Genomic DNA, 19689 nt, shown 5'->3' on the forward strand with positions numbered 1-19689 from the left:
GTCCGGTACGTGGCGGGACCTGACCGACAACGTGAACTCGATGGCGTCGAACCTGACCAGCCAGGTCCGCAACATTGCCTCGGTGACCACGGCGGTGGCGAAGGGTGACCTGTCGCAGAAGATCACGGTGGACGCCCAGGGTGAGATCCTGGAGCTGAAGTCCACGGTCAACACGATGGTCGACCAGTTGTCGTCGTTCGCCGACGAGGTGACCCGGGTGGCCCGTGAGGTCGGTATCGAGGGCAAGTTGGGCGGTCAAGCCCAGGTCAAGGGCGTGTCCGGCACCTGGCGCGACCTCACCGAGAACGTCAACCAGCTCGCTTCGACGCTGACCACGCAGCTGCGGGCCATCGCCCAGGTGTCCACCTCGGTGACCCGGGGCGACCTGACCCAGCGGATCGCGGTGAAGGCGCAGGGCGAGGTCGCCGAGCTGAAGGACAACATCAACCAGATGATCGTCACCCTCCGGGAGACGACCAAGAAGAACGCCGAGCAGGGCTGGCTGGACTCCAACCTGGCCCGGATCGGCGGCCTGTTGCAGGGCCAGCGCGACCTCGGCGAGGTCTGCCGCATGATCATGACGGAGGTGACCCCGCTGGTCGACGCCCAGCTCGGCGCCTTCTTCCTGGCCGACGACACCGACGGCAGCATGCGACTGAGGCTGACCTCCTCCTACGGGTACGTGGCGCGGGGGCATGACGTCACCTTCGGGCCGGGTGAGGGGCTGGTCGGGCAGACCGCGCTCTCCCGCCGCACCATCCGGGTCAGCGCCTCCCCGGACAGCAGGCTCACCCTGCGTTCGGGTCTGGCCGAGACACCCCCGTCCGACCTGGTGGTGCTCCCCGTGCTGTTCGAGGGCGAGCTGCTCGGGGTGATCGAGTTCGCGAGCGTGTCGGCCTTCTCCGAGCTGCACCTGTCGTTCCTGGAGCGGCTGGTGCTCACCATCGGCATCGCGGTCAACACCATCCAGGCCAACCGGCGTACGGAGGAGTTGCTGGCCCAGTCGCAGCGGCTGGCGCACGAGATGCAGGAACAGTCGGCGGAGTTGCAGCGCACCAACGCCGAGTTGGAGGAGAAGGCCACTCTGCTGTCGGAGCAGAAGGGCAACATCGAGACGAAGAACCGGGAGATCGAGCTGGCTCGGCTGGGCCTGGAGGAGAAGGCACAGCAGCTGACCAGGGCCTCTGCCTACAAGTCGGAGTTCCTGGCCAACATGAGCCACGAGCTTCGTACGCCGCTGAACTCGTTGCTGCTGCTGGCCCGCCTGCTGGCGGAGAACTCGGAGCAGAACCTCAGCCCGAAGCAGATCGAGTTCGCCCGGACCATCCACGGGTCCGGCTCGGACCTGCTGCGCCTGATCGACGACATCCTCGACCTGTCCAAGATCGAGGCGGGCCGGATGGACGTCGAGCCGACCGAGATTCGCTTCGCCGAGCTGCGCGGCTACGTCGAGCAGGCGTTCGCACCGCAGGCCGAGGAGAAGAACCTGGACTTCCAGGTACGGGTGAGCAAGGATCTGCCGCCGGCGTTGGTGACCGACGCGCAGCGGTTGCAGCAGATTCTGCGCAACCTGCTCTCCAACGCGGTGAAGTTCACCGACAACGGTGCGGTGACGCTGCGGATCGCTCCGGCGGCGGAGAACGTGGTCTTCGACGTGCCGGCGCTGACCAACGCCCAGCAAGTGATCGCGTTCACCGTGATCGACACGGGGATCGGCATCTCCGACGACAAGTTGTCGATCATCTTCGAGGCGTTCCAGCAGGCGGACGGCACGACCAGTCGCCGCTACGGCGGCACCGGCCTGGGCCTGTCGATCAGCCGCGATCTGGCCCGGCTGATCGGCGGCACGATCACCGTGTCGTCTGCGCCCGGTCAGGGTTCGACCTTCACCCTGTTCGTGCCGCAGGTGTTGGCCCCGGACGCCGTGGTCGCGCCCCAGCTTCCGTCTCCGCAGCGCGCCGGCCTGCCGTCGTCGCTGCTGATGCCGCCGCTGGAGCTGCTGTCGGAGCGCCCGGAGGCGCCGGCCACTCGCCAACTGGATGGCGCCACCGTGTTGATCGTGGATGACGACGTACGCAACGTCTTCGCCTTGACCAGCGCGTTGGAGCTGCACGGGATGACCGTGCTGTACTCGGACAACGGGGCGGACGGTGTCCGCCTGTTGGCCGAGCATCCGGAGGTGGACATCGTGCTGATGGACGCCATGATGCCGGACCAGGACGGCTACGAGACCACCCGCCAGATTCGCCGCAACCACCGGTTCGCCGACCTGCCAGTGGTCTTCCTGACCGCGAAGGCGATGCCGGGCGACCGCGAATCGGCGCTCGCTGCCGGGGGCAGCGACTACATCACCAAGCCGGTCGACCTGGACGACTTGATCGAGTTGATGTCGTCCTGGATCAACGGCAGCCGGACCGAGGAGACTTCGTGACCCAGATCGCCAAGGCGCTGCTCGTGGACGACCGGCGGCAGAATTTGACGGCCCTGGAGGCGATCCTCCAGGGGCTGCCGCTCCAGTCCGTGGCGGTGGAGAGCGGCGAGGCGGCGCTCAAGCAGCTCCTGGTGGACGACTTCGCGGTGATCCTGCTGGACGCGCAGATGCCGGACATGGACGGCTTCGAGACGGCGAGTCATATCAAGCGCCGGGAGCGGACTCGCCACGTGCCGATCATCTTCCTCACCGCCGCTGACCGGGACGCCCAACTCGCCCTCCGTGGTTACCAGGTGGGCGCGGTGGATTACCTGACCAAGCCGTTCGACCCGTGGGTGCTGCGGGCCAAGGTGTCGGTCTTCGTCGAGCTGTGGGTGAAGACCCGGCAGTTGGCCACTCAGTCGGACCTGGTTCGGGAGCGCGACACGCAGTGGCGGAGGCTCACCGACGCGGTCGACGAGGCGACCACCCTGCTCCGTTCGGACGACTCGGAGGCCCGCGACCGGGCGGTACGCATGCTTGAGCAGGCTCGCTGGGGCAACACCGCCTGACGCTCAGACCTCGCCGGGCCTGAGGTGGCCGGTGGCGGCCCGCCGGGCGCGCCACCGCTCACCCAGTGAGTCGATCTCCTCCTGGACAAAGAGGAAGAAGTCCCGCATCTCGGCTACCCGTTCACCTGCCTGCGTCTCGGCCCCGAGGGCGGTCACCCCGGCCTCGGCCACGTCGATGAACGTCTTGTAGATCCCGGTCTTGGTGATGGTCGCCTCGTACCAGGGGTTGTCCGGCATCCGGTAGCGATCCCGGCGGGACCGTGGGACCGGCTCGCGGATCAGCATGTTGAACTGGGTGAGGTAGCGGACGGCACCGCTGACCGCCGCCGCGCTCACTCCGAGCCGCTCGCCGATCTCGGCGGCGGTGACGGGGTCGTCCGAGCTCATCACGGTGAACAGCACCCGGGCGGCCATCCGCGGGGAACCCACTTCGGCGAAGGCCAACGCCATCCGTTCGACGAAGAGGTGCACCGGGTCGTGGCCGTCAGCGGCTGCCATGACGATCTCTCCTGCCTGTCGTGTGGCCCGATGGTCCCCGGATCTCACAGTCTTCACAACTTTGTGAAACGAGTGTAGCTTCTGATATATGGAAACTCCGATTGAGGTGTCCGGCCTGGTCAAGACCTTCGGCCGGACACGGGCGCTCGACGGTCTCGACCTGACCGTCCGCACCGGCGAGGTGCACGGCTTCCTCGGCCCGAACGGCGCCGGCAAGTCGACAACCATCCGAGCACTGCTCGGACTGCTGCGGACGGACGCGGGGGCCGTCCGCCTGCTCGGTGGTGACCCGTGGCGCGACGCGGTGGCCCTGCACCGTCGGTTGGCGTACGTGCCGGGCGACGTGACGCTCTGGCCCAACCTCTCCGGCGGCGAGGTCATCGACCTGCTCGGCCGGATGCGCGGCGGCCTGGACCCGGCCCGGCGGGCCGAACTGCTGGACTCCTTCGAGCTGGACCCGCGCAAGAAGGGGCGGGCCTACTCCAAGGGCAACAGGCAGAAGGTCGGCCTCGTGGCAGCCCTCGCCTCCGACGCCGAACTGCTCATCCTGGACGAGCCGACCTCCGGGCTGGACCCGCTGATGGAGGAGGTGTTCCAGCACTGGGTCCGCCGGGCGAAGGCCGACGGTCGCACCGTGCTGCTCTCCAGCCACATCCTGGCCGAGGTCGAGGCGCTCTGCGACCGGGTGACGATCATCCGCAACGGACGGGACGTGGAGACCGGCACCCTGACCGAGCTGCGCCACCTGCGCCGCACCGCGATCGAGGCCGAACTGACTGGCCCCGCAGACGGGCTGGGTCAACTCGCCGGCGTGCACGACCTGCGGGTGGACGGGCACCGGGTGCGCTTCGACGTGGAGAACGCCGCGCTGGACGCAGCGCTGCGCCGGCTCACCGAGATCGGCGTACGGAGTCTGGTCAGCCAGCCGCCGACTCTGGAGGAGCTGTTCCTGCGGCACTACCAGACCGAGTCGGTGCGGTCATGACCGCCTTCACCGGGACCTGGCAGCTCGTGCGCCTCATTCTGCGCCGGGACCGGGTGCTGCTGCCGATCTGGATCCTCCTGCTCACCGTGCTGCCGGCCGGCTACGCCAGCACCTACGCCGAGCTGTACCCGACCGTTGCCGAGCGGGCCGCGTACCTGGCCGGCACGGCGAGCAACCCGTCGATCGTCGCCCTGCTCGGCCCGGTGTACGGCGACAGCGTCGGCGCCCTCACCGTTCAGCGGGCCGGTCTCCTGGCGTTGATCGTCGGGCTGGTCGGCGTGCTCACCGTGGTCCGGCACACCCGCACCGAGGAGGAGGCCGGTCGCCGGGAGCTTCTCGGCGCCACCGTGCTGGGTCGGTACGCCGGGTTGACCGCCGCGCTGCTGGTGACGTACTCCGCGAATGTGCTGCTCGGCCTGCTCACCGCCGCCGGCCTGGTCGCCGCTGGCCTGCCCGGCGCGGGTTCGGTGCTCTTCGGCGCTGGCATGGCGCTCACCGGGGTCGTCTTCGCCACGGTCGGCGGGCTGGCCGCACAGCTCACCGAGAGCGCCGGTGGGGCGCGTGGGATCGGCCTGGGTGCGCTCGGGCTGGCCTTCGTGCTGCGGCTGGGCGGCGACGCCGGTGGTTCCGGCGGCACCGGTGGGAGCGCGGAGTGGCTGAGCTGGCTCTCACCGCTCGGCTGGGCGGCACGGGGTCGGGCCTACGCCGATGAGCGCTGGTGGGTGCTGCTGCTGCCGGTGCTGTTCAGCGCGGTGGTCGCGCTCGTCGCGTACCCCGTCTCGGTCCGCCGTGACCTCGGCGCGGGAGTGTTCCCGTCCCGGCTCGGCCCGGCCACCGCCGGCGCGGGGCTGGCCGGCCCGTTCGGCCTCGCCTGGCGGCTGCACCGGGGCCAACTGTTCGGCTGGACCATCGGCTTCGGGCTGCTCGGCCTGGTGCTCGGCGGTGCGGCGGACGCGGCTGGCGACGCGGTGCAGGGCAACCAGCAGCTCGCCGAGATCCTTTCCCGGCTCGGTGGCAGCTCCGCGCTCGCCGAGGCGTACCTCGGTGGGACGTTGAGCTTGACCGCGCTGGCCGCCGCCGGGTACGGCATCCAGGCCGCGCTGCGGGCCCGGACGGAGGAGACCGCCGGACGGGTCGAACCGCTGCTCGCGACGGCGGTGAGCCGGACCCGCTGGCTGGCGGCGCAGCTGGTCTTCGCGCTGGTCGGCCCCGCGGTGGTGCTGGCCGTCGCCGGGCTCGCCACCGGGCTTGCCTACGGGATCAGCGTCTCCGACGTCGGCGGCGAGTTGCCGCGGCTGCTCGGTGCCGGGCTGGCCCAGGTGCCCGCGGCCTGGGTGCTGGCCGGGCTGGCGGCGCTGTTGGTCGGCTGGCTGCCCCGTTTCTCCGGGGGTGCCTGGGCGGTGCTCGCCGGCTGCCTGCTGCTCGGTCAGCTAGGTGCGGTGTTGAAGTTGGACCAGTGGGCGCTGGACCTTTCCCCGTTCACCCACACCCCGCAGGTCCTCGGTCAGGACTGGTCCGTAACCCCGCTGGCCGCCCTGACAACCGCAGCAGCAGCCCTCTTGACCCTGGCCCTACTGACCTTCCATAAACGCGACATCCCAACCCCCTAACGCCACCCCCGCCGGTCCCCACCCCGCGGGGGAGGCCAGGGGGAGCGGCGGTTAGCCGGTGGGTTGGTCGTTGCGGATCATCAGGGCGCTGCGGAGGCCGGTGATGTCCAGGACGCGGATCAGGAAATCACCCACATGGGTCAGCATCAGCAGGCTCTGCGCATGGCTGGCCTTGCGGCTGAGCACGACCAGCGTGCCCAAGCCCTGCGAGTCGCAGAAGGTGACGCCGCCGAGGTCGAGCACGATCTTCGGTGGGGGGTCGGCCAGCACCTCGTTTACCACGGTGGAGAGCTGGGCGGCCGTGAGCATGTCGATCTCACCGGCCAGGCGCAGCACTGCTTCGTCGCCCGTTCGGTGCAGCGTGATGGACAGTTCGGCACGATCCACCCGGTCAGCCTAGCGCGATCCGCCCGCCCCGGCCTGTCGAGGCCGCGTGGCGTCGCCGGCAGGCCGCGAGCCGTCGCCAGTCGATGCCGCGAGCCACACGGACCGAGGTCACGGGCCGTCGCCTTGGCATCGCGTCGCCGCTACTGGCGGGTGTCGGCCATGCGTGAGCCCGGTAACCCCACTGCGGGGTGGGTGCTGGTTGACCGTCCGGCGCTGACACAATGGCGGCATCGTGACCGACATCTTTCCCGCCGGATCCGGCCGCTACCCAGCCGAAGCGCCGGCCTCCGAGGCCCTGTTCAACCGCGCTCGCGCCATCGTGCCGGGCGGGGTGAACTCACCCGTACGCGCCTTCCAAGCGGTCGGCGGCACCCCGCGTTTCATGGTTCGTGGCGAGGGCCCGTGGCTGTTCGACGCCGACGGCCGCCGCTACGTCGACCTGGTCTGCTCCTGGGGTCCGCTGATCCTCGGGCACGCGCACCCGGAAGTGGTGGACGCCATTCAGGCCGCCGCCGCACTGGGCACCAGCTTCGGCACTCCCACCCCGGGTGAGGTGGAGCTGGCCGCCGAGCTCGTCGCCCGGACCCCGATGGAGCAGGTCCGCCTGGTCAACTCCGGCACCGAAGCGACCATGTCGGCGATCCGGCTGGCCCGCGGCTTCACCGGCCGGTCCAAGATCGTCAAGTTCGCCGGGTGCTACCACGGGCACGTCGACGCGCTGCTCGCCTCCGCCGGGTCCGGCGTGGCCACCCTGGGCCTGCCCGACTCGCCCGGCGTGACCGGCGCGGCGGCCAGCGAGACGATCGTGCTCCCGTACAACGACATCCGGGCCGTCGAGGAGGCCTTCGCCGCCGAGGGCCAGCACATCGCCGCGGTGATCACCGAGGCAGCCGCCGGCAACATGGGCGTGGTCGCACCCCGCGACGGGTTCAACCAAGAGCTCGCCCGGATCGCGCACGCGCACGGCGCCCTGCTGGTGGTGGACGAGGTGATGACCGGGTTCCGGGTCTCCCGCGCCGGGTGGCACGGCCTCGACCCCTCCGACGCCGACCTGTGGACGTACGGCAAGGTCATGGGTGGTGGCCTGCCCGCCGCCGCGTTCGGCGGGCGCGCCGACATCATGGCGCGGCTCGCCCCGGCCGGCCCGGTCTACCAGGCCGGCACCCTCTCCGGTAACCCGCTCGCCTGCGCCGCCGGCCTGGCCACGCTGCGGCTCGCCGACGACGCGCTGTACAACCGCCTCGACTCCACGGCCGCCGTCGTGAGCAAGCTGGCATCCGACGCGTTGGCCGCCGCCGGGGTTCCGCACCGGCTGTCGTACGCGGGCAGCATGTTCTCGATCTTCTTCACCGACGCCGACGTGGTCGACTACGACAGCGCCCGCACCCAGCAGGTGCCGGCGTTCAAGGCGTTCTTCCACGCGATGCTCGCCGCTGGCGTCTACCTGCCGCCGAGCGCGTTCGAGTCGTGGTTCGTGTCGGCGGCGATCGACGACGCCGCTCTGGAGCACATCGCCGACGCGCTGCCCACGGCGGCGAACGCGGCGGCAGCGGCTGGTCACGGGGGGTAATACACGGTGAGCAAGACGGTGGTGCACGTGCTCCGGCACGGCGAGGTATACAACCCCGACCAGATTCTCTACGGTCGGCTGCCCGGTTTCCGCCTCTCCGAGCTGGGCGTGCAGATGGCCAAGGCCGCCGCGCAGGGCCTGGCCGAGCGGGAGATCGTGCACGTGGTGGCCAGCCCGTTGGAGCGCGCCCAGCAGACCGCCGAGCCCATTGCCGCCCAGTTCGGGCTGCCGGTCGGGGTGGACGAGCGGCTGATCGAGAGCGCCAACTGGTTCGAGGGTAAGAAGGTGTCCCCGGGTGACGGGTCGTTCCGCGACCCGCGTAACTGGTGGGTGCTGCGCGACCCGGTGACCCCGTCCTGGGGTGAGGCGTACCGGGTGATCGCCGAGCGGATGTTCGCGGCCGTGCACGCCGCACGGGTCGCCGCCGAGGGGCGCGAGGCGGTGCTGGTGTCGCACCAGCTCCCGATCTGGACGCTGCGCCGCTACGTCGAGCGCAAGCGGCTCTGGCACGACCCGCGCAAGCGGCAGTGCGGGTTGGCGAGCCTCACCTCGTTCCACTTCGACGGCGCGAAGGTGGCGGGCATCGGCTACAGCGAGCCGGCCGCGCACCTGATCGCCCTCTCCGCGACCGCCAGGACGGCCAAGGGGGCCTGATGAACGCCCGGAGGTGGACCGCCGGTCTGCTCGCCACCGTCGCCGCGGTGGCGCTGGTCGGCTGCACGTCGCAGAGCCAGGAGAAGACCTGCACGACCACCACCGACGGGATCTTCGAGTGCGCACCGGACCAGCGCTCGGCACCTCCGAAGCTCGCCGGTGAGCTGCTCGCCGGCGGCAGCTACGACGTCAGCCAGGCCCGGGGCCAGGTCGCGGTCGTCAACTTCTGGGGTTCCTGGTGCCCGCCGTGTCGGGCCGAGGCCGACGACCTGGAGGCCGTCTACCAGGCCACCAAGGGCTCCGGGGTGAGCTTCCTCGGCATCAACGTCCAGGACTCGCGGGACAAGGCCAAGGCGTTCGAGGAGGGCCGGGTCACCTATCCGAGCCTGTTCGACCCGTCCAGTCGGCTGGCGCTCGACCTGGACATCCCGCCGAACACCGTCCCGGCGACAGTGGTCCTCGACCGTGACGGTCGGATCGCCGTGGTGATCCGTCGCGCCGTGACGCAGGACGAGCTGAGGCCGATCGTCGAACGGGTCACGGCCGAGAAACCGGCGTCGAACTGATGGGCGAGACCTTCAGGGAGTTGGCTCGCAGCGGGCCGCTGCTGCTCGCCATGGGCGCGGCGGCGCTCGCCGGCCTGGTCAGCTTCCTCTCCCCGTGCGTGCTCCCACTGGTCCCCGGCTACCTCTCGTTCGTCACCGGCCTGGCCGGCGCGGACCTCGAAGGCAATGCACGCAAGAGCACGCCGGGGGCTGACGCCGCCGCCCAGCGCGACCGCGACGGTGGGGGTGTCGCCGTACGGGAGCGGATCGCGCGGGCTGGCGCCGTCAAGGGTCGGGTACTGGCCGGGACGCTGCTCTTCATCGCCGGCTTCACAGTCGTCTTCGTCGCCACCGCGATCCTGTTCGCCGGCATCGGCCGGGTCTTCTTCGACTACGAGCGCGAGCTGCAGATCGGCGTCGGCGCGTTGATCATCGTGCTCGGTCTGGGCTACCTCGGGATGATCCCCGCCCTGCAACGGGAGTTCCGGATCTCCCGACTGCCATCGGCCGGGCTGCTCGGCGCACCGGTCTTCGGCGCGGTCTTCGCACTCAGCTGGGTGCCCTGCACAGGCCCCACGCTGGGCGCGGTGATGGGCATGGCCACCGCCAGCGGCCAGAGTGACCGCGCCGTGGTGCTCGCTGTGGCGTACTGCCTCGGGTTGGGGATACCGTTCGTCGTCTTCGGGCTGGGCTTCGAGCGCCTGCTCGGGGTCTTCCGCGCCGTACGGCGCAACAGCCGCTGGGTCACCCGGGTCGGCGGCGCCCTGCTCATCCTGATCGGCCTGGCGCTGGTCACCGGCGGATGGCAGAGCTTCGTGATCTGGTTGCAGACCACCGTCGGGGTGGGCGAGGTGAGCATCTGATGACGGTCGTCGACGACCGGCCGGAGACCGTGGCCCCAGCGCCCCGGCGCCGGCCCAACCGGCTCCTGGCGCTGCTGCGCAACTCGTGGCGGCAGCTGACCAGCATGCGTACGGCGCTGATCCTGCTCTTCCTGCTCGCGGTCGCCGCCATCCCCGGCTCGGTGCTGCCGCAGCGCGGGATCAGCCCGGAGAAGGTCAACCAGTACTTCACCGACCACCCGGACCTGGCTCCCCGGCTGGACCGGATCGGCGCGTTCGAGGTCTTCGGCTCGGTCTGGTTCTCCGCGATCTACCTGCTGCTGTTCACCTCCCTGATCGGCTGCATCACGCCCCGGCTGCGCGACCATTTCCGGGCGCTGCGGTCCCGGCCGCCGGCCGCCCCGAAGCGGATGGCACGGCTGCCACAGCACACGGTGCTGCCGGCTCCGCCCGGTGGTGCGGCGGCGATCGCTGAGGTGCTGCGCAAGCGCCGCTGGCGCGTCGAGGTGCGCGGCGACGAGGTCTCCGCCGAGAAGGGCTACCTCAAGGAGACCGGCAACCTGCTGTTCCACACCTCGCTGATCGCGGTGCTGATCGGCGTCGGGCTCGGCTCGTGGTACGGCTGGAGCGGCAACCGGCTGCTCGTGGCGGGCGCGGACAACTCGTTCTGCAACACCCGGCAGCAGTACGCCGAGGCGAAGCTCGGCCCCCGCGTGGACAGCGCGGACCTCCCTCGTTTCTGCCTGCGGCTGGACGACTTCCAGGCCCGGTTCCTCGACAGCGGCCAGCCGGATTTCTTCAACGCCACGGTCACCGTCGACGGCCCGGACGAGCCGACCCGCAGCGCGAACTTCTCGGTGAACGCCCCGCTGCGCCTGAACGACGCGAGCGTCTACCTGCTCGGCCACGGGTACGCCCCGGTGATTCGCTACACCGACCGCTTCGGCAACAGTCAGATCAGTGACGAGCCGTTCCTGACCACCGGCGACATGGGCCTGACCAGCGAAGGGTTGGCCGCATTCCCGGACGCGAACGTCGACCCGGCCACCGGCAAGCGCGCACCGGATGAGCAGATGGCGTTCACCGGCATCTACCTGCCCACGGCACCCGAGCAGCCGCCGATGGTCCGCTCGCAGTACCCCACCGAACGCAACCCGGTGCTGAACCTGGTCGCCTACCGGGGCAACCTCGGCCTGGACGCCGGCATCCCCACCTCGATCTACAAGCTCGACCAGCGGCAGGTGCGGACCGGGAAGGTCAAGGAGGTCGGCACCAAGCTGCTCCGCAAGGGCGAGACCTGGACGCTGGACGACGGCACCAAGCTCGAGTTCCTGGGCACCGAGCGGTACGTGACGCTCTCCATTCGGCACGACCCGGGCGCGACGCCGCTGTTGATCAGCTGCGGCTTCCTGCTGGTCGGGCTGATGGGTTCGCTGTTCGGGCGACGCCGTCGGGTGTGGTTCCGGGTGACCCCGGCCGACCCCGTGGAAGGATCTCCGACGGGCGGTAGTAGCTTGATGGAGGCCGGTGGGTTGCCGCGCACCGACTATCCAGGATTCGCCGAGGAGTTCGCCCAGCTCATCGCCGCGGTCAACGGTGACGAGCGGGTGGCTGAGCGGGCCGGTGCGGGCGCTGACTCCAGTGACCGGGCCGGCGTGCGAGAAGGAGCCGAGTGATGTCCGAACTCTCCGACAATCTGGTGACCTTCGCGATCCTGGCGTACCTGGTTGCGATGATCGGCCACGCCGTGGAGTACGCGCTCGGTAACGCGCGTACCCGAATCGCTGCTGCGGCGCCGGTCCGCGAGCTGGTGGGCGCCGGCGGTCCCGTGATGATGCCGCCCGCGCCGGTCCCGCCGTCGACCGGGGACGACCGGGCGAAGCGGCGTGCCCGCCTCGCGGGCCTGATCGCGGTGGGTGCCACCGCGGTCGCCGCCGTGCTGCACCTGGCGGCACTGGTCACTCGCGGCCTCGCCGCGGACCGGATGCCGTGGGGCAACATGTACGAGTTCGTGCTCACGGTGACGTTCATCGGGGTCGCCGCGTGGCTGGTGGTGCTCTGGAAGCGACCGTCGCTGCGCAAGCTCGGGCTGTTCCTGACCCTGGTGATGGTGCTGCTGGTCGCCACCGCCGAGCTGGTGCTGTATGTGCCGATCGTGCCGCTGGTGCCGGCACTGAACTCGTACTGGTTCGTCATCCACGTCTCGACCATCGTCTTCGCGTCCGGCATCTTTCTGCTCGGCGTGGTGCCGGCGGTCGGCTTCCTGATGCGCAACGGGTACGAGCAGGGCAAGCGGAGCTTCCCGTACACCCTGGCCAAGCGCCTGCCCAGCGCGGTCGGCCTGGAGCGGTTGACCTTCGCGTTGCACGCCTTCGCCTTCCCGATCTTCACCTTCGCGGTGATCGCCGGTGCTATCTGGGCCGAGGCGGCGTGGGGTCGGCCGTGGGGCTGGGACCCGAAGGAGACCTGGGCGTTCATCTCCTGGGTCGTGTACGCCGGTTACCTGCACGCCCGGGCCACGCCCAGCGTCAAGCGCAACGTGGCCACCTGGCTCGCGGTGCTCGGCTTCCTCACCATGCTGATGAACCTGTTCGGCGTGAACATCTTCTTCACCGGCCTGCACTCGTACGGCGGGCTGAGCTGACCCTGCTGCCCGGCGTCAGCCGGGTGCGGGTCGCCAGGCGCGCAGCGTCCGCTCGACCTGGATGGTGACCTGGTAGGACACCTCCGGCAGGTCGGCCAGTTCGATCCGCTCGGCGCGCAGCGCCAGTTGGGCGTGCAGCTCCCGGGCGATGGCGTCGCGGAGCTCGACCAGCAGGGGTGACAACCCGTCCGGGTTGCCGACGACGTATGCATCCGACATGGCTTCGAGCCTGCGCCTGGACCAGGGCGGCGCGCCAGCGTCGGTGAGATGTGTCCGCCCGGCTTGACCCGGCTTGATCGACTCCACGTCGGCGACAGTGCGGTATCCGGCGACCTGCAAGCCGCCACATCGGCGACCTGGTGTCGATCAAAGCCCGACGCCGGTGGGCGGGTGCGGTAGGTCGACGGGGCGAGCTGGCCGCCCACGCCTGGGCACCCGCCGCCTGACCGTCCAGGGGTCAGGCCGCCTGGAGGAAGTCGCGCAGCAGGGCGAGCATCTCGTCCGGGCGCTCCTCGTACAGCCAGTGCCCGCAGTCCTCGATCACCTCGCCTCGAACAGTGTCGGCGTACCTGCCGACCTGCTCGGCCAACTTCTCCCCAAGGCTGGCCCGCGCGCCGACCGCCAGCACCGGCATGGTCAGCCTCGTGGCCCGGTACGCCGCGTTGTCGGCGATGTCCTGCGCGAAAGCCCGGAAGTGGCCGAAGCTGGCCCGGAGGTGCGCCGGGTCACGCAGGTGGCTCGCGTATTCCTCGACGTCCTCTGCCGCGATGCTGCCCTTGCGCACCATCAGGGCGTCGGTGAACCCGCTCACCCAGAGCACCTCCCGCCCGGTGACCACCTGTTCCGGCAGGCCGTTGCCGAGCGAGAAGAAGCCGAAATTCCACACCCCAGGCCCGGCGGAGGTGAGCGCAGGAAGCGTGTAGATGCCCTCGTCGGGGATCGGTGCCTCGGTGAGCGCCAAGCGGCTCACCCTGTCACGGTGCGCGGCGGCGTACGCGTACGCCACCATCGTCCCCAGGTCATGCCCGACCAGCCGGAGGTCACTGGTCAGGCCGAGTTGGTCGAGCAGGCCGTGCAGGTCGGCGGCGACCGTCTTCTTGTCATAGCCGCCGGCCGGGGCGTCGCTGTCCCCGAAGCCGCGCAGGTCGGGTGCGACCACGTCGAAGGAGCGTCCCAGTTCGGGCAGCAGGTGCCGCCACATGTACCAGCACTGCGGGTAGCCGTGCAGCAGCACCAGTGGCGGGCCACTGCCGCCCCGGACGTAGTTCATGCTGATCTGGCCGACCCGTGCCCGCTGCTCGGTGAACCCCGCCGGAACCCGCTCGCCGTTCATTGCCGCCTCCGTCCGCCGGCTGCCCGCCGCCGGACGTCCGGCTACCCGCTGTGCCGTGGCCCATACCTGGGGAAACGGGACCGGGACCGTTGATCATCACGAGTGTCACAGCACCCGGCTTGGGCCGTGCGGGACCCGGTGCGGGAGACTGGGCGACATGGCGGCTCGTGGCTTCCCGTACACCGATCTCAAGGACTTTCTCGCGGCGCTGGAGCGCGCGGGGGAGTTGCGCCGGGTCGACGTCCCGGTCGATCCCACCCTGGAGATCAGCGAGGTGGTCACCCGCACCGTACGAGCCGGCGGCCCGGCGTTGCTCTTCGAACGTCCGACCCGGGGCGAGATGCCGTTGGCGATCAACCTGTTCGGCACCGAGAAGCGGATGGCGATGGCTCTCGGCGTCGACTCGCTGGACGAGATCGGCGCTCGGATCGGCGCGCTGGTCAAGCCGGAGCTGCCGGTCGGCTGGTCCGGCATCCGTGAGGGCCTCGGCAAGGTCATGCAGCTCAAGTCGGTGCCGCCGCGCAAGGTGAAGACCGCGCCCTGCCAGGAAGTCGTCTACCGGGGCGACGACGTCGACCTGGACCGGCTGCCCGGGTTGCAGGTCTGGCCCGGTGACGGTGGGATCTTCCACAACTACGGGCTGACCCACACCAAGCACCCGGAGACCGGCAAGCGCAACCTGGGCCTGTACCGCCTCCAGCAGCACGGTCGCAACACCTTGGGCATGCACTGGCAGATCCACAAGGACTCGACCGCCCACCACGCGGTCGCCGAGCGGCTCGGGCAGCGTCTGCCGGTCGCGGTCGCGATCGGTTGCGACCCGGTCGTCTCGTACGCGGCCAGTGCCCCACTGCCCAGCGACATCGACGAATACCTGTTCGCCGGCTTCCTGCGTGGCGAGCGGGTGGAGATGGTCGACTGCCTCACCGTGCCGTTGCAGGTGCCGGCGCATGCGCAGATCGTCCTGGAGGGCTACCTGGAGCCCGGTGAGCGGCTGCCCGAGGGCCCGTTTGGTGACCACACCGGCTTCTACACCCCGGTCGAGCCGTTCCCCGTGCTGCACATCGAGGCGATGACCATGCAGCGCAAGCCGGTCTACCACTCGATCGTCACCTCCCAGCCGCCGCAGGAGGACCACGGCCTCGGCAAGGCCACCGAGCGGATCTTCCAGCCGCTGCTCAAGCTCATGATTCCGGACATCGTCGACTACGACCTGCCGGCCGCCGGGGTCTTCCACAACTGCGCGATCGTGTCGATCCGTAAGCGCTACCCGAAGCACGCACAAAAGGTGATGAACGCAATCTGGGGCGCACATCTGATGTCGCTCACCAAGCTCATCGTTATCGTCGACGAGGACTGCGACGTGCACGACTACAACGAGGTCGCCTTCCGCGCCTTCGGCAACGTCGACTACGCCCGTGACCTGCTGCTCACCGAAGGCCCGGTGGACCACCTCGACCACTCGTCGTACCAGCAGTTCTGGGGCGGTAAGGCGGGTGTCGACGCGACCCGCAAACTGCCCACCGAGGGGTACACCCGTGGGTGGCCAGAGGAGATGAAGATGAGTCCGGAAATCGCGGCCCTGGTCGACAAGCGCTGGAAGGAATACGGGATCTGATGGCGACCGCCGACAACCCCCGCGATCTTGCACTTTCGGCTCCCGATCCGTCCCCTTCCGCCACTTCTGTCACGACAGAAAGTGCAAGATCGCCGGGGCGGGTGCGTGCCTTCCTGGACCTCGTCAAGATCGAGCACTCCGTCTTCGCGCTGCCGTTCGCGTTCTTGTCGGCGCTCGCCGCCATGCAGGCCTTCGGCGGGCGGGTTCGCTGGTGGGACCTCCTGCTGATCACCGTGGCGATGGTCGGGGCGCGGACGTTCGCGATGGCCGCCAACCGGATCATCGACCGGGGGATCGACGCGCGGAATCCGCGTACCGCCGGCCGGGAACTGGTGACCGGGGCCGTGAGCGTGCGGACGGCCTGGACCGGCGCGGCCGTCGCGGTGGTGGTCTTCCTCGCCGCAGCCGCCCTGCTCAACCCGCTCTGCCTGGTGCTCGCGCCGTTCGCTGTGGTGCCGCTGGTCGTCTACCCCTACGCCAAACGGTTCACCAACTGGCCCCACGCCATCCTCGGGATCGCCCAGGCGGTCGGCCCGGTCGGTGCGTGGCTGGCGGTCACCGGCACCCTGGACGGCTCCGGGCCGGCCGGGCTGCTCGGCGCGGCGGTCGGGCTGTGGATCGGCGGCTTCGACCTGATCTACGCCTGCCAGGATTCCGAGATCGACCGGGAGATCGGCGTGCACAGCGTGCCTGCCCGGTACGGTCGGCGCTTCGCGCTGCACGCCTCCACCGTCGCGCACGTGGTGACCTTCGCGCTGTTCATCTGGTTCGGCGCGCTGATCGGCTTGGGCTGGCTCTGGTGGATCGGGCTTGCGCTGACCGCTGTCGCGTTCGGCTACCAGCACCTGGTGGTCACCCCCACCGATCTCAGCAAGGTCAACCGGGCGTTCTTCACCGCAAACGGGTTCGTTGGCATCGTGCTGTTCGTCTTCGCCCTGCTCGACCTGGTGATCCGGCTCGACCTACGACCCTGAGGCTCGCTGAGCGGCACCGGCGGGGTAGCGGGCGCTCTCCAAGGTCCACTCGATGGTGCCGCGAACGGCGTACGCGACCCCGTCGAGATGGTCGGTGACCGCCTCGTCCCACCCCGGGCCGAACGACGGCACCGCGGCCCGCAGAGCGACGAAGCGCTGCATCGAGTCCCGCCAGCGCTCGGCCGCCTGCTCGATCGCGTCCGTCGACGACACGGCCAACTCGCCCTGCATGGCCAGGACCAGGTTGTGCCCGCCCGAGGTGGCCCGGTCCCGCTCAAGGGAAGCCAGGTCGTTGTACCAGGAGAGCAGGTCGTTGCCGACGTGGCCGATTTGGCGTAGCAGCGGGTGCTGATAGATCGGGTCGGGCAACGTTCGACCGGTGGCGAACTCCACGAGCGAGTACGACACCTCCGCCGCCGAGGTCGCCCGCCGCAGTTCGACGTACTCGTCGACGCTGGGTCGGCGGCCGGCCTCCTTGTTGACCGCCTCCTGCCAGGCGCCGTCGAGATGCCGGGCCACCGCGTCGGCGAAGCGCAGCCGCCACCGGGACGACATCCGGCGGCGCGGCTCCCGCCAGCCCAGCACCAGCAGCCGCCGTAGTGGGCCGGCCAGCCCCGCCTGACGCAGCCGGGGGCCGTCGTGCAGCAGCGCCAGCGTGCCGTTGCGCAGTGCTCGGATCTGCTCAGGGGTGAGTCGGTCCGGCCCATCGCAGGCGTCGTCCACCAGGAAGAACCAGGTGAACAGAGCAGTCAGCACCCGCAGGTCGGCTTCGGTCGCCTCCGGGTAGAGCCGCCCGGCGTACCTAGCGAAAGCTCCCCGGGCCAGCCGGTGCAGCGCGGCGTCGTCCAGCGGGAGACCAAGCTCGGGCAGCAAGCCGAGCAGCCACTCCTGCACGTGGTCGGCGTACGGGGAGAGCCGGGACGGGATCGGACATTCGGCACGCAGCGCCCAGAGGGTCTCGTCGGTCGTCACCGTTGCCTCCTGTGCGAGATGGTTCCGGTGCGAATCGCCAGCGGCAGCATGTCAGGTCGACGGATCGCCCATCTACCCGCCGGACATGTCGGACTGAGCATCCCGGGGGTGCTGACCAGTAGGCCAGCCGGACCAGGCAGGCTGGAGGGCATGCGGGAACCATGGGTGGTCGGGGTCTCCGGGGCCTCCGGCACGCCGTACGCGGCGGCCGTCATCGGAGGACTGCTCGACGCGGGCGAGCCGGTGGACCTGATCGTGTCCCGGGCGGCACGGCTCACCGTGCTCGACGAGACCGGCCGACCGTTTCGCGACGGGCACTGGGCCGAGGACCTCACCGCCTGGCTCGACCGGGACCTGACCGGCGCGGATGTGCGGCACTGGCCGGCCGGCGACCTGGCCGCCGGGCCGAGCAGCGGCTCCTACCGGGTACGCGGGATGGCCGTGGTCCCCGCCAGCACAGCAGCCTGCGCGGGCATCGCGATCGGGCTCTCCAAGGACCTCTTGCAGCGCGCCGCCGAGGTCAACCTCAAGGAACGGCGGCCCGTGGTGGTGGTCCCCCGGGAGACACCGGTGACCCGCAGCCACCTTGAACACCTGATCGCGTTGCACGACGCCGGCGCGGTCGTACTGCCGGCCAGCCCCGGCTTCTACGGAGCCGGGGCTGCGGCCAGCGCCCAGCAGTTGGTCGACTTCGTGGCCGGCAAGGTGTTGGACGCGCTCGGCGTCCCACACACCCTGTTCCGCAGGTGGTCCGGCCAGCTCGGCGCGGCCCGGAGCTGAGCGGTCCGCTCAGCGAGCACGGGCTGCACGGGCTGCCTGCTCAGCGCCTGCGCCGTTGCCACCCGGCCGCTGCCCAACGCATGTCGTGCCGCCGCCCGGCCGGTTGGCCGAAGCGGGACGCGGACCGGACTGGTGTCCGGTCCGCGTGGCGTTTGTCCGCACCAGTTCAGTACATGCCGGCGTTGGCCGGACCCGGCCCCGTGGATGCGGCCGGCCCCACATTGCGTGGCTTTCCGACCTCGTCCACTTCGTCCAGCATGCCCTCCCCCTCAAGCAGGGCTCGCACCTCGGATTCCCGAAACCGGCGATGCCCGCCTGGAGTCCGGATGCTTCCTATCCGGCCGGCCGCCGCCCATCTCGTCACAGTCTTCGGGTCCACCCGAAACAGCGCGGCGACCTCACCCGGTGTCAGCAGGCGATCTCCAGTGTCCACAGCCCCCTCCTCGCGTCGACGAAGCCCCTGGCTGAACACACTGCCCCCGGCTGGTGCGAGCCCAGAGCCGTCATGAGGGACGTATGGCAATTACAGCACCAGGGACCTGGCCTGTCCGCCAAACGCGAAAAATGCACTGACTGGGAAGTTAGTAAATGCTACTGGTGCAACCCCCGCCTTGACCGTCTGTTTGTGAACAGTTACTCACTGCTCGGTCCAACGGATGCCGAAGGCGTCGCGTTACGCCTAACCGGTTAAGGTCACTCTCCGTGGACGCCATCGACCTGAGCCTCGTCGACCTGCTGCGCAGCAACGCCCGCCTCTCGTACGCCGAGTTGGCCCGACAGGTGGGCCTCTCGGCCCCGGCCGTACACGAGCGGGTCGGCAAGCTGGAGAGCAGCGGCGTGGTCCGCGGCTACGGTGCGGACGTGGCCCCCGAGGCGATCGGGCTGGGGGTCACCGCGCTGATCGGCATCGTCGAGGACTCCGGCGCCGACACCGACGACATGCTCGAGTCGCTGCGGGTGCTGCCCGAGATCGAGTCCTGCTACTTCATGGCTGGCGTGGAGTCGTTCCTGCTCAAGGCCCGAGTTGGCACGATCGCCGAGTTGGAGCAGCTGATCGTGCGGCTGAACCGGACCCCAGGGGTCGCCTCCACCCGCACCGCCATCGCTCTCTCCACCAAATGGGAGAACCGTCCCCAGCCGGTCGGCCCGCCCGTGGCCTGACAGGCGGCGTACCCCTGGTGTCGCCCGGTGAGACGGTGTACGCGGCCAACAGGCACGCGCTGCTGGCGTTCAGCCTCGGCACCCTGTCCGACCTGTGGATGGCCGGGTACCGGCGGGTGCACGCCGCCGGACCG

20 protein-coding genes are annotated in these 19689 nt (G+C 70.1%); 14 read left to right on the forward strand and 6 right to left on the reverse strand.

The genetic code is table 11. The features are described from left to right. Together ACLQ28_RS06235 and ACLQ28_RS06240 are read left to right on the forward strand one after the other, a co-directional pair. A partial coding sequence (locus ACLQ28_RS06235) for an ATP-binding protein (protein WP_425685214.1) occupies nucleotides 1-2431 on the forward strand: 2431 nt, incomplete at its 5' end. Further along, on the forward strand, nucleotides 2428-2982 hold the full coding sequence (locus tag ACLQ28_RS06240; RefSeq protein WP_425685215.1) for a response regulator: 555 nt from the start codon (nucleotides 2428-2430) through the stop codon (nucleotides 2980-2982). The genes ACLQ28_RS06235 and ACLQ28_RS06240, both read left to right, overlap by 4 nt. A gap of 3 nt (nucleotides 2983-2985) precedes the next feature. Here the strand turns inward: ACLQ28_RS06240 and ACLQ28_RS06245 are convergent, their stop codons facing one another. Beyond that, nucleotides 2986-3480, reverse strand: coding sequence for a GbsR/MarR family transcriptional regulator (locus ACLQ28_RS06245; protein ID WP_425685216.1), 495 nt, complete (start codon nucleotides 3478-3480; stop codon nucleotides 2986-2988). Between the two features lie 88 nt (nucleotides 3481-3568). Here ACLQ28_RS06245 and ACLQ28_RS06250 point away from each other — a divergent pair, with 88 nt between their 5' ends. Next, nucleotides 3569-4465 carry an ATP-binding cassette domain-containing protein gene (locus ACLQ28_RS06250; RefSeq protein ID WP_425685217.1) on the forward strand — a complete coding sequence of 299 codons (897 nt, stop codon included), beginning with the start codon at nucleotides 3569-3571 and terminating at the stop codon, nucleotides 4463-4465. After that, nucleotides 4462-6075 (forward strand): ABC transporter permease, encoded by a 1614-nt coding sequence (locus tag ACLQ28_RS06255; protein ID WP_425685218.1) that lies wholly within the window; start codon nucleotides 4462-4464, stop codon nucleotides 6073-6075. Before ACLQ28_RS06250 ends, ACLQ28_RS06255 begins: the two co-directional genes overlap by 4 nt. Before the next feature lie 51 nt (nucleotides 6076-6126). Here the strand turns inward: ACLQ28_RS06255 and ACLQ28_RS06260 are convergent, their stop codons facing one another. After that, a complete protein-coding gene (locus ACLQ28_RS06260; protein WP_088951070.1) occupies nucleotides 6127-6462 on the reverse strand; it encodes an STAS domain-containing protein in 336 nt (111 codons plus the stop codon). 232 nt (nucleotides 6463-6694) lie between these two features. Between ACLQ28_RS06260 and hemL the strand changes: the two genes are divergently transcribed. Genes hemL through ccsB form a run of 6 tightly spaced genes read left to right on the forward strand, consistent with a single transcriptional unit; the run spans nucleotide 6695 to nucleotide 12717 of the window. Next, a complete protein-coding gene (gene hemL / locus ACLQ28_RS06265) occupies nucleotides 6695-8032 on the forward strand; it encodes a glutamate-1-semialdehyde 2,1-aminomutase (protein ID WP_425685219.1) in 1338 nt (445 codons plus the stop codon). Nucleotides 8033-8038: 6 nt separating this feature from the next. After that, nucleotides 8039-8686, forward strand: coding sequence for a histidine phosphatase family protein (locus tag ACLQ28_RS06270; RefSeq protein WP_091395739.1), 648 nt, complete (start codon nucleotides 8039-8041; stop codon nucleotides 8684-8686). Beyond that, nucleotides 8686-9252, forward strand: coding sequence for a TlpA family protein disulfide reductase (locus ACLQ28_RS06275; RefSeq protein ID WP_425685220.1), 567 nt, complete (start codon nucleotides 8686-8688; stop codon nucleotides 9250-9252). The genes ACLQ28_RS06270 and ACLQ28_RS06275 overlap by 1 nt, the downstream gene beginning before the upstream one ends. After that, nucleotides 9252-10094: a cytochrome c biogenesis CcdA family protein gene (locus ACLQ28_RS06280; RefSeq protein ID WP_425685221.1), complete on the forward strand. Its 843-nt coding sequence runs from the start codon at nucleotides 9252-9254 to the stop codon at nucleotides 10092-10094. The genes ACLQ28_RS06275 and ACLQ28_RS06280 overlap by 1 nt, the downstream gene beginning before the upstream one ends. Then, nucleotides 10094-11749 (forward strand): cytochrome c biogenesis protein ResB, encoded by a 1656-nt coding sequence (gene resB / locus ACLQ28_RS06285; protein WP_425685222.1) that lies wholly within the window; start codon nucleotides 10094-10096, stop codon nucleotides 11747-11749. Before ACLQ28_RS06280 ends, resB begins: the two co-directional genes overlap by 1 nt. Further along, the gene (gene ccsB, locus ACLQ28_RS06290; protein WP_425685223.1) at nucleotides 11749-12717 is read left to right on the forward strand and encodes a c-type cytochrome biogenesis protein CcsB; all 969 of its coding nucleotides are present in this window, start codon (nucleotides 11749-11751) and stop codon (nucleotides 12715-12717) included. The genes resB and ccsB overlap by 1 nt, the downstream gene beginning before the upstream one ends. Before the next feature lie 15 nt (nucleotides 12718-12732). Here the strand turns inward: ccsB and ACLQ28_RS06295 are convergent, their stop codons facing one another. Then, nucleotides 12733-12936, reverse strand: a complete 204-nt coding sequence (locus ACLQ28_RS06295; RefSeq protein ID WP_110566658.1) for a hypothetical protein — start codon at nucleotides 12934-12936, stop codon at nucleotides 12733-12735. A gap of 238 nt (nucleotides 12937-13174) precedes the next feature. Then, on the reverse strand, nucleotides 13175-14050 hold the full coding sequence (locus ACLQ28_RS06300; protein ID WP_425685224.1) for an alpha/beta fold hydrolase: 876 nt from the start codon (nucleotides 14048-14050) through the stop codon (nucleotides 13175-13177). Nucleotides 14051-14207: 157 nt separating this feature from the next. Here ACLQ28_RS06300 and ACLQ28_RS06305 point away from each other — a divergent pair, with 157 nt between their 5' ends. Next, on the forward strand, nucleotides 14208-15668 hold the full coding sequence (locus tag ACLQ28_RS06305; protein ID WP_425685225.1) for a menaquinone biosynthesis decarboxylase: 1461 nt from the start codon (nucleotides 14208-14210) through the stop codon (nucleotides 15666-15668). After that, a complete protein-coding gene (mqnP, locus tag ACLQ28_RS06310) occupies nucleotides 15668-16642 on the forward strand; it encodes a menaquinone biosynthesis prenyltransferase MqnP (RefSeq protein ID WP_425685226.1) in 975 nt (324 codons plus the stop codon). The genes ACLQ28_RS06305 and mqnP overlap by 1 nt, the downstream gene beginning before the upstream one ends. On the opposite strand, the gene ACLQ28_RS06315 is transcribed toward mqnP, so the two are convergent. Beyond that, nucleotides 16631-17614: a terpene synthase family protein gene (locus tag ACLQ28_RS06315; protein ID WP_425685227.1), complete on the reverse strand. Its 984-nt coding sequence runs from the start codon at nucleotides 17612-17614 to the stop codon at nucleotides 16631-16633. The genes mqnP and ACLQ28_RS06315 overlap by 12 nt on opposite strands. A gap of 150 nt (nucleotides 17615-17764) precedes the next feature. Between ACLQ28_RS06315 and ACLQ28_RS06320 the strand changes: the two genes are divergently transcribed. Beyond that, nucleotides 17765-18394, forward strand: a complete 630-nt coding sequence (locus tag ACLQ28_RS06320) for a UbiX family flavin prenyltransferase (protein ID WP_425685228.1) — start codon at nucleotides 17765-17767, stop codon at nucleotides 18392-18394. A gap of 166 nt (nucleotides 18395-18560) precedes the next feature. On the opposite strand, the gene ACLQ28_RS06325 is transcribed toward ACLQ28_RS06320, so the two are convergent. Then, nucleotides 18561-18827, reverse strand: coding sequence for a BldC family transcriptional regulator (locus ACLQ28_RS06325; RefSeq protein WP_007454516.1), 267 nt, complete (start codon nucleotides 18825-18827; stop codon nucleotides 18561-18563). 269 nt (nucleotides 18828-19096) lie between these two features. Here ACLQ28_RS06325 and ACLQ28_RS06330 point away from each other — a divergent pair, with 269 nt between their 5' ends. Beyond that, nucleotides 19097-19555: an Lrp/AsnC family transcriptional regulator gene (locus tag ACLQ28_RS06330; RefSeq protein WP_425685229.1), complete on the forward strand. Its 459-nt coding sequence runs from the start codon at nucleotides 19097-19099 to the stop codon at nucleotides 19553-19555. The last annotated feature ends 134 nt before the right edge of the window (nucleotides 19556-19689 follow it).

The organism is Micromonospora sp. DT201, from assembly GCF_049841575.1.
GTDB lineage: Bacteria > Actinomycetota > Actinomycetes > Mycobacteriales > Micromonosporaceae > Micromonospora.